The sequence below is a fragment of the Microbacterium sp. ISL-103 genome (genome assembly GCF_018613995.1).
Lineage (GTDB): Bacteria > Actinomycetota > Actinomycetes > Actinomycetales > Microbacteriaceae > Microbacterium.
In genome coordinates, this window is record NZ_JAGGPD010000399.1 from 1 (window position 1) to 7,552 (window position 7,552).

General features: G+C 68.6%; 8 protein-coding genes and 2 pseudogenes. 7 read left to right on the forward strand and 3 right to left on the reverse strand.

The annotated features are described in order from the left end of the window. The 7 genes and pseudogenes from J7E68_RS19915 to J7E68_RS14420 all read left to right on the forward strand — a co-directional run. Window positions 1–482 (forward strand): annotated as a pseudogene (locus tag J7E68_RS19915) (mannitol dehydrogenase family protein); the annotation flags it as partial. Continuing rightward, window positions 479–1,427: pseudogene (locus J7E68_RS14395) on the forward strand (zinc-binding dehydrogenase). The pseudogenes J7E68_RS19915 and J7E68_RS14395, both read left to right, overlap by 4 nt. Window positions 1,428–1,499: 72 nt before the next feature. Continuing rightward, window positions 1,500–2,891, forward strand: a complete 1,392-nt coding sequence (locus tag J7E68_RS14400; RefSeq protein WP_215173668.1) for an MFS transporter — start codon at window positions 1,500–1,502, stop codon at window positions 2,889–2,891. 78 nt (window positions 2,892–2,969) lie between these two features. Next, the gene (gene manD / locus J7E68_RS14405; RefSeq protein ID WP_056511436.1) at window positions 2,970–4,196 is read left to right on the forward strand and encodes a D-mannonate dehydratase ManD; all 1,227 of its coding nucleotides are present in this window, start codon (window positions 2,970–2,972) and stop codon (window positions 4,194–4,196) included. Next, entirely contained in the window at window positions 4,186–4,839 is a 654-nt protein-coding gene (locus J7E68_RS14410; RefSeq protein ID WP_215173670.1) for a bifunctional 4-hydroxy-2-oxoglutarate aldolase/2-dehydro-3-deoxy-phosphogluconate aldolase, read from the forward strand. The genes manD and J7E68_RS14410 overlap by 11 nt, the downstream gene beginning before the upstream one ends. Beyond that, the gene (locus J7E68_RS14415; protein WP_215173672.1) at window positions 4,836–5,795 is read left to right on the forward strand and encodes a sugar kinase; all 960 of its coding nucleotides are present in this window, start codon (window positions 4,836–4,838) and stop codon (window positions 5,793–5,795) included. Before J7E68_RS14410 ends, J7E68_RS14415 begins: the two co-directional genes overlap by 4 nt. 97 nt (window positions 5,796–5,892) lie before the next feature. Beyond that, complete coding sequence (locus tag J7E68_RS14420; protein ID WP_215173674.1) at window positions 5,893–6,606, forward strand: Pr6Pr family membrane protein; 714 nt, start codon at window positions 5,893–5,895, stop codon at window positions 6,604–6,606. A gap of 1 nt (window position 6,607) precedes the next feature. Here the strand turns inward: J7E68_RS14420 and arr are convergent, their stop codons facing one another. The 3 genes from arr to J7E68_RS14435 form a co-directional block, all read right to left on the reverse strand. Continuing rightward, window positions 6,608–7,018, reverse strand: coding sequence for an NAD(+)--rifampin ADP-ribosyltransferase (arr, locus tag J7E68_RS14425; RefSeq protein ID WP_215173676.1), 411 nt, complete (start codon window positions 7,016–7,018; stop codon window positions 6,608–6,610). A gap of 49 nt (window positions 7,019–7,067) precedes the next feature. Beyond that, window positions 7,068–7,289: a hypothetical protein gene (locus J7E68_RS14430; protein ID WP_215173678.1), complete on the reverse strand. Its 222-nt coding sequence runs from the start codon at window positions 7,287–7,289 to the stop codon at window positions 7,068–7,070. Between the two features lie 17 nt (window positions 7,290–7,306). Then, the coding region (locus J7E68_RS14435) for a hypothetical protein (RefSeq protein ID WP_215173680.1) at window positions 7,307–7,552 on the reverse strand (246 nt) is incomplete at its 5' end.

A 7,552-nucleotide genomic window follows, 5' to 3' on the forward strand; every position in this document is an offset into this window, starting at 1 on the left:
ACGAGAGCGAGCTGTTCGAGCGCTGGGCCAACAGCGAACTGGGGCACCGCACCAGCCAGGTCGGTACCGACGGTTCGGTCAAGCTGCGCCAGCGCATCCCCGAGCCCGCTCTTCTCGTTCTGCGCGACGGCGGGATGCCGCACCTGATCGCCCTGACGGTCGCCGGATACCTGTCGTGCATCGCGCCGCTGCCCGGATTCGACCCCGGCCTGCACGCCGCCGCGATGACCGACGGCGCCCGTGAACGCCTGGCCGGATTCGCGGCGACCGCACGCAGCGGCCGCGAGCTCGCACAGCGCGTGATCGGCGAGCTGCACCTGTTCGGTGATGAACTCGGATCTCAGGATGCGTTCATCGCCCGCGTCGGCGAGCTCGTCGACATCATCCGGCGACGCGGCGTCGATGCCGCGATCGCCGATGCCGTCTCGGCATCCCAGACACCGACATCATCACTCATCAGCGCAGAGGAGCTGCAGCCATGAAGGCTCTCGCCATCCACGGCAAAGAAGACATCCGCTGGGAAGACCGCGAGGTTCCGACCCCCGGCGACGGCGAGGTGCGCCTCCGCGTGAACTACGTCGGCATCTGCGGATCCGACCTGCACTACTACTTCCACGGCGCCAACGGCGAGTACACGATCCGCGAGCCCCTGACTCCCGGTCACGAGCTCTCCGGTGTCGTCGACCTCGACCCCTCGGGTCGCCTGGCCCCCGGCACGCCCGTCACCGTGCACCCGGCGCGCTACGGCCCCGAGGTCACCGGCCTCGAGGCTCATCCGCACCTGCGCCCCGGCGGCGACTACTTCGGCAGCGCCGCGGCGAACCCGCACCGCCAGGGCGGAGCATCCGAGTTGCTGATCGTCGAAGACCACATGGTCCGCGTGCTGCCGCCATCTCTTCCACTCGAGCGTGCTGCCCTCGCCGAGCCGCTCGCCGTCGCGATCCACGCCGTCGGCCTCGCCGGTGACATCACCGACAAGCGGGTGCTCGTGATCGGCGCCGGACCCATCGGCCTGCTCGTCGTGGCCGCTGCGGTCAAGGCCGGAGCATCGGTCGTGGGCGCAAGCGACGTGCGCTCCGAACCCCTCGACCGCGCGCAGGCACTCGGCGCCACCGAGGTCTCGCNNAGTCGGGGTCGCGCTCACACAGGCGGTGCGTGCAGCCCGCCGTGCCGGCACCATCGTTCAGGTCGGGATGCTTCCCAACGCCGACATCGGAGTGAACCTCGCCCCGATGCTCGCCAAGGAGCTCACGATCCGCGGCGCCTTCCGCTTCTCGACCGAGATCGACGACGCGGTCGCGCTGCTCGCCGAGTCCGACGCCCTCGACTCCGTCATCTCTCACGTCCTCCCGGCATCCGACGCCGTCCAGGCCTTCGAGCTCGCTCGCGACTCGTCGGCCTCGGCGAAGGTCCTGCTGTCCCTCTAGCGACACCCCCACCCGGCGGCCCCGCCGCACCTCATCACCCCACCCTGTTCCTGGTCCGAAGGAGTACCTCCCATGTCCGAACCGCAGACGACGGCCACGGCCGCCGATCCCACAGCGAAGAGGTCGGTACGCGACCTCGTTCGCGCCGCCATCTCGGGATGGCTCGGCACGGCACTCGAGTTCATGGACTACCAGCTCTACTCGCTGGCCGCCGCGCTCGTCTTCGCCGACCTGTTCTTCTCGTCCGAGAACCCGGCGGTCGCGGTCGTCGCCGCGATGGCCACCTACGGCGTCGGCTACGTCGCCCGCCCGGTCGGAGCGTTCTTCTTCGCACGCCTCGGTGACAAGACCGGCCGCACGAAGGTGCTGTTCTACACGATCCTCCTGATGGGTCTCGCGACCACCCTCATCGGCTTCCTGCCGACGTACAACCAGGTGGGCGTGCTCGCACCGATCCTGCTCGTGCTGCTGCGCATCGCTCAGGGCTTCGGTGCGGGTGCCGAGATCTCGGGCGCCGGCGTCATGCTCGCCGAGTACGCACCGGCGAAGCGCCGAGGCATCATCGCCTCGCTCGTCGCGCTCGGCACCAACTGCGGAACCCTGCTCGCATCCGGCATCTGGGCGATCCTCCTCGTCGCGTACAGCGAACAGGAAGTCATCGACTGGGCATGGCGCATCCCGTTCATCGGCAGCGCGATCATCATGCTCTTCGCGATCTGGGTGCGCTTCAACCTCAAGGAGACCCCGGTCTTCGAGGAGCGCGACGACGTCGTCGACGGCAAGGCGCTCTCGCGTGAAGAGACGATCCAGCTCGCCACCGAGACCGGCGACGTGCGCACGCTCGAGGCGATGAACCGCAAGCCCTGGAAGGCGTTCTCGATCGCCCTGCTGCTGCGCTTCGGCCAGGCGGGCAACTCGGGCATGATCCAGACCTACCTGATCAGTTACATCACCGTCGTGCTGCTGCTCGACCGCTCGATCGGCGTCAACGCCGTGATCGTCTCGTCGCTCGTCGCCTTCATCACCGTGCCGCTGTCGGGCTGGCTCGGTGACCGCTTCGGCCGCAAGCGCATGTACATGATCTGGTCGATCGTCGCGCTCATCATCATCATCCCGACGATGCTCATGATCAGCAGCGGTGTCACGCTGCAGGTATTCATCGGCTACGTCGTGCTGCACAACCTCGCAGTGATGAGCTTCGCGTCGCTCGAGAACCTCACGCTGCCCGAGCTGTTCGGTGCGCGCAACCGCTACACGTTCACAGCCATGGCTCGCGAGATCGCCGCCATCATCGCGACCGGTGCGGGCCCCGTCATCGCCGCCGCGTGGGTGTCGGCCGTCACGGGCTCGTTCATCCCGATCATCATCATGCTGTTCATCTTCACGCTGAGCGCGCTGATCGCCTCGATCTGGATGCCCGAGGTCGCAGGCCGCGACCTGACGGACCCCCGCGACGCGATCTGATCCGCACATCACGACCAGGGGTGCGGACGCCCGAACGTCCGCACCCCACACCTCGCCCCCGCACATCAGGAGAACGACATGACCATCGAGATCGTCGACGTCAACATCACCAGCCCCGGACGCAACTTCGTCACGCTCAAGATCACGACCTCCGACGGCATCGTCGGCCTGGGCGACGCCACGCTCAACGGGCGCGAGCTCGCCGTCGCCTCGTACCTCTCCGACCACGTCGCCTCGATGCTCGTCGGCCGCGATGAGGACAGGATCGAAGACACCTGGCAGTACCTCTACCGCGGGCCGTACTGGCGCCGCGGACCCGTCACGATGGCGGCCATCGCCGCAGTCGACATGGCTCTGTGGGACATCAAGGCCAAGAAGGCCGGGATGCCCTTGTACCAGCTGCTCGGCGGCGCCAGCCGCGAGGGCGTCCGCGTCTACGCCCATGCGTCGGGCACCGACTACGCGGCGCTCAAGAACGCCATCACCGGCTACGAGGAGCTCGGCTACACCGCCGTGCGCGTGCAGACCGGTGTGCCCGGCCTCGGCCAGATCTACGGCGTCTCGAACGCCGGCCCCGGCGTGCGCTACGACTACGAGCCCGCCAAGCGCTCGGGTGATCGCCCCAGCGAAGAGACGTGGGACACCCGCAACTACCTCAACCACATGCCCGGGATCTTCTCGCAGATCCGCGAGGACTTCGGCACCGACCTGCGCATCCTGCACGACGGACACCACCGGATGTCGCCGATCGAGGCCGCGCGCTTCGCGAAGGACATCGAGCCCTACGACCTGTTCTGGCTCGAGGACTGCACCCCCGGTGAAGACCAGACCGCGCTGCGCCTCGTGCGCCAGCACTCGACCACGCCGCTCGCGATCGGCGAGGTCTTCAACTCGGTGTTCGACTACCAGACCCTCATCACCGAGCGCCTGATCGACTACGTGCGCTCGGCCGTCACCCACACCGGCGGCATCACGGCCATGAAGAAGCTGCTCGACTTCGCAGCGATCTACGGCATCAAGTCGGGCATCCATGGCCCGACCGACATCTCCCCGGTCGGCATGGCCGCAGCCCTGCACCTCGACCTCGCGATCCACAACTTCGGCATCCAGGAGTACATGCCGCACAACGCGCAGACGCTCGAGGTGTTCCAGACCTCCTTCACGTTCGACAAGGGCTTCCTGCACCCCGGCGACAAGCCCGGACTCGGCGTCGACCTCGATGAGGATGCCGCGGCCGGCCACGAGTACACCAAGGCGTATCTGCCGGTGAACCGTCTGCTCGACGGGACCGTTCATGACTGGTGAGACTCGACGGGTCGCCCTGCCGCAGCGCACGGTCGACTCTCGTCTGATCGTCGTGGCCAGGGCGAAGCGCGCAGAGGACTACGACGCCGTGCTCGACGTGCTCGTCGACGCCGGCATCCGCAGCGTCGAGCTGACGCTGACGACCCCGGGCACATTCGCGCACTTCCCGCACCTGCTCGCGCGCTTCGGCGACACGATCGACCTGGGCATCGGCACCGTCACGAACTCTGACGACCTGGCACGGGCGATCGAGGTGGGTGCGGCCTACATCGTGACCCCGATCACCTCGACCGACTTCGTCGCGCAGGCGACGGATGCCGGTGTGCCGATCGTTCCGGGCGGACTCACGCCCACCGAGCTGTTCGCCCCGTGGTCTGCGGGTGCGTCTGCGGTGAAGGTGTTCCCGGCAGGACAGGTGGGTCCCGCCTACCTCAAGGATCTGCGCGGACCCTTCCCCGACCTGGTCGCGGTACCCTCGGGCGGCGTCGATCTCGCCGGAGCGGAAGCCTGGCTGAGTGCCGGCGCGGTCGCGGTGAGCGTGGGCGGCCCGCTGCTCGGCGACGCCTTCAGTGGCGGCGACGTGGCAGCCCTGCGCGAGCGCGCAGCCGCTTTCGTCGAGGTCTGCGCGCGGAGCGGCGAGTGACCGCTTCATCGCCGTCTGTCGTCACCCTCGGCGAGACCATGGCGCTCGTGCGCACGACCGAGATCGGCTCGCTGCGGCATGCGAACTCGCTCGCCTTCGGCATCGGCGGCGCCGAGAGCAACGTCGCGATCGGGCTCGCCCGCCTCGGCGTCCGGACCTCGTGGCTCGGACGCGTCGGAGACGACTCCCTCGGCGAGCGCGTCGCCCGCGAGATCCGCGGTGACGGCGTCGAGGTGCACGCGATAGTCGACCCGGATGCCGCGACTGGCCTGATGGTGAAGGAGCGGCCGTCCGCCGCATCCACCGCCGTGCACTACTACCGTGCGGCGTCGGCCGGGTCCAGGCTGCGTCCGGAGGATCTGCCGGACGGCTGGGTCGAAGACGCCGCGCTGCTGCACATCACCGGCATCACTCCTCTGCTCTCGGCTTCTGCGCGCGCCGTTCTGCATACGGCGATCGACCGCGCTCGCGCAGCCGGGACGACAGTGAGCTTCGACATCAACTACCGATCGGCGCTCGCAGCGCCCGAGATCGCTGGACCGGTGCTGCGCGAACTCGCCGAGCGTGCCGACATCGTCTTCGGCGGCTCCGAGGAGTTCGCGATCCTGTATCCGCAGGCGTCCGAAGAGAACGCTGCGGCACGATTGCGGGATGCCGGATGCGCGACGACCGTGCTGAAGCGGGGCTCTGAGGGCGCCTCGGTGTTCCTCGACGATTCCGTCGTCGAGGCGGCGGGATTCTCGATCGACCCCGTCGACACCGTCGGCGCCGGCGATGCCTTCGTCGCCGGGTACCTGAGCGCGCTTCTCGACGAACTCGACCTCGACGCCGTGCTGCGGCGCGCGAACGCCTGCGGGGCGATGGCCTGCCTCGTTCCCGGCGACTGGGAGGCCGCTCCGACCCTGCGTGATCTCGAGCGGTTCCTCGACGGCGATTCCGACCCGGTCCGGCGCTGACCCGGCACTGATGACGGCGCGGATGCCGCCGCAAGACGCGTAGCCTCGAAGTATGTCGAAAGCCGTCGTATCTCCGTCCGCGGCTTCCGAGCTCCCGATGCCTGAGAGCCCCCGCACATCGCTGTTCGCGCACGCCGCGGTGAACTCCCGACCGGTCGCACTGGGCTACCGGGTCATCGCGCTCACGCTCATCCTCACCGGTGTCATCCGCCACTCCGATGTGCTGACCGGCCAGCCCGCATGGACGACCCTGCCCGTCTACACGATGGTCAGCAACCTGCTCAGTCCCGTGTGGATGCTGCTGCTCATCGTCCGCACCGGTCGGGACCTGGTTCGCATGGGCCCCTCCGACACGTCGACGCCGAGTGCCCGATGGAGCGGCGCCGTGATGATGGCGATCACCGTCACGATGCTGATCGACCTGGTCGTCCTGGTGCCGACGAGGTTCGCCGACGGCGACTCCGACATCTTCTCGCTCACCGACAACCTGATCCACATCGTCACGCCCGTGCTGATGATCGTCGACTGGCTGCTGTTCGTCCCCAAGGGGGCGTTCCGGTGGGTCGACCCGTTCGTGTGGACGCTCATCCCCTACGCGTACCTCGTCTGGGCCTTCGCCTACGGAGCCCTCGGCGGCGAGTTCACGCCCGGTCAGACGTATCCGTATCCGTTCATGGACGTCGACGCGCTCGGGATCGCGGGTGTGACCCAGTGGATCGTGGCGCTGTCGGTGGCACTCATCGCCGTGGGCTTCGTGTTCGTCGGCATCGACCGCGTACTCGCCTCGCTCGCCCGTCGGATCGCCCGCTGACTCAGTTGATGATCTCGGCGCGCTCGTCGGCGTGCAGAGCGACGAGCCGCTCCCGCCAGTCGGCGAGCGCCTGAGGTGACAGGCGCGTCCAGTCGAGCACCTCGCGGACGACGCGCAGTGGCGCGCTGCTGCGATATGACCGCGTCGGGTTGCCGGGGAACTTCTTGTCGGTGACGTTGGGGTCGTCCTCGAAGCCACCCGTGGGCTCGACCTCGTACACGCGCGGCTCGCGATCGCCCGGGGCGAGCTCTGCAGCCAGGCCCGCGCCGTCGGCCACCGCCGTGAAGTAGATGTGGTTCATCACGATCTCGGGGCGGTAGTTCGACGGGAATCCCGCGGTCAGCAGATCGCCGGGATGCAGGTCTGCCTTGGTGCCGTGGAAGAAGGGTCCGTCATCCGATGCATCCGTCACCGGCACAGCCTACGACTGCGGCCGCACGCAGGGAAAGGCAGCCCGTGACTCACTCTGCCGATCGACGCGTTCCGACACCCGGCTCGTCGTTGTGAACGGACTCGTCCTGCACCGACGACTCCGACGAGGGGTCGACCCGGACGGGCCCTGACCCGCCGGAATCCGCGCCCGCGTTGCCCGCGGGGGTCTCTCCGACCTGGTCGGGATCGTCGGCGTCGCGCCCGTCGATCAGCGCCGCGAGGCCCTCCTCCGAGGGCTCCGCGCCGTCCACACCCCGGCCGTCACCGCTCACTCGGTGCCGTCCCGCAGGTCCTGCGGCGCGTCGCCGCTGTGCTGCGGGCCTTCGCCTTCCGGAGCCAGGTCGCCCTGTCCGTCGTCGCCGAGCTCGGCCTCGAGGGCCTCCTCGCCCTGCGTCTCGGGCTGACCGGTGTCGGTGGGGAACGTGCCCTCCGAGAATTCGTCCACTCGGGGGATGCCGGGCATGTCCGGCGGGAAGCTGTTGGCGAAAGCGTCGATGTTCGACATGGTGCCCTC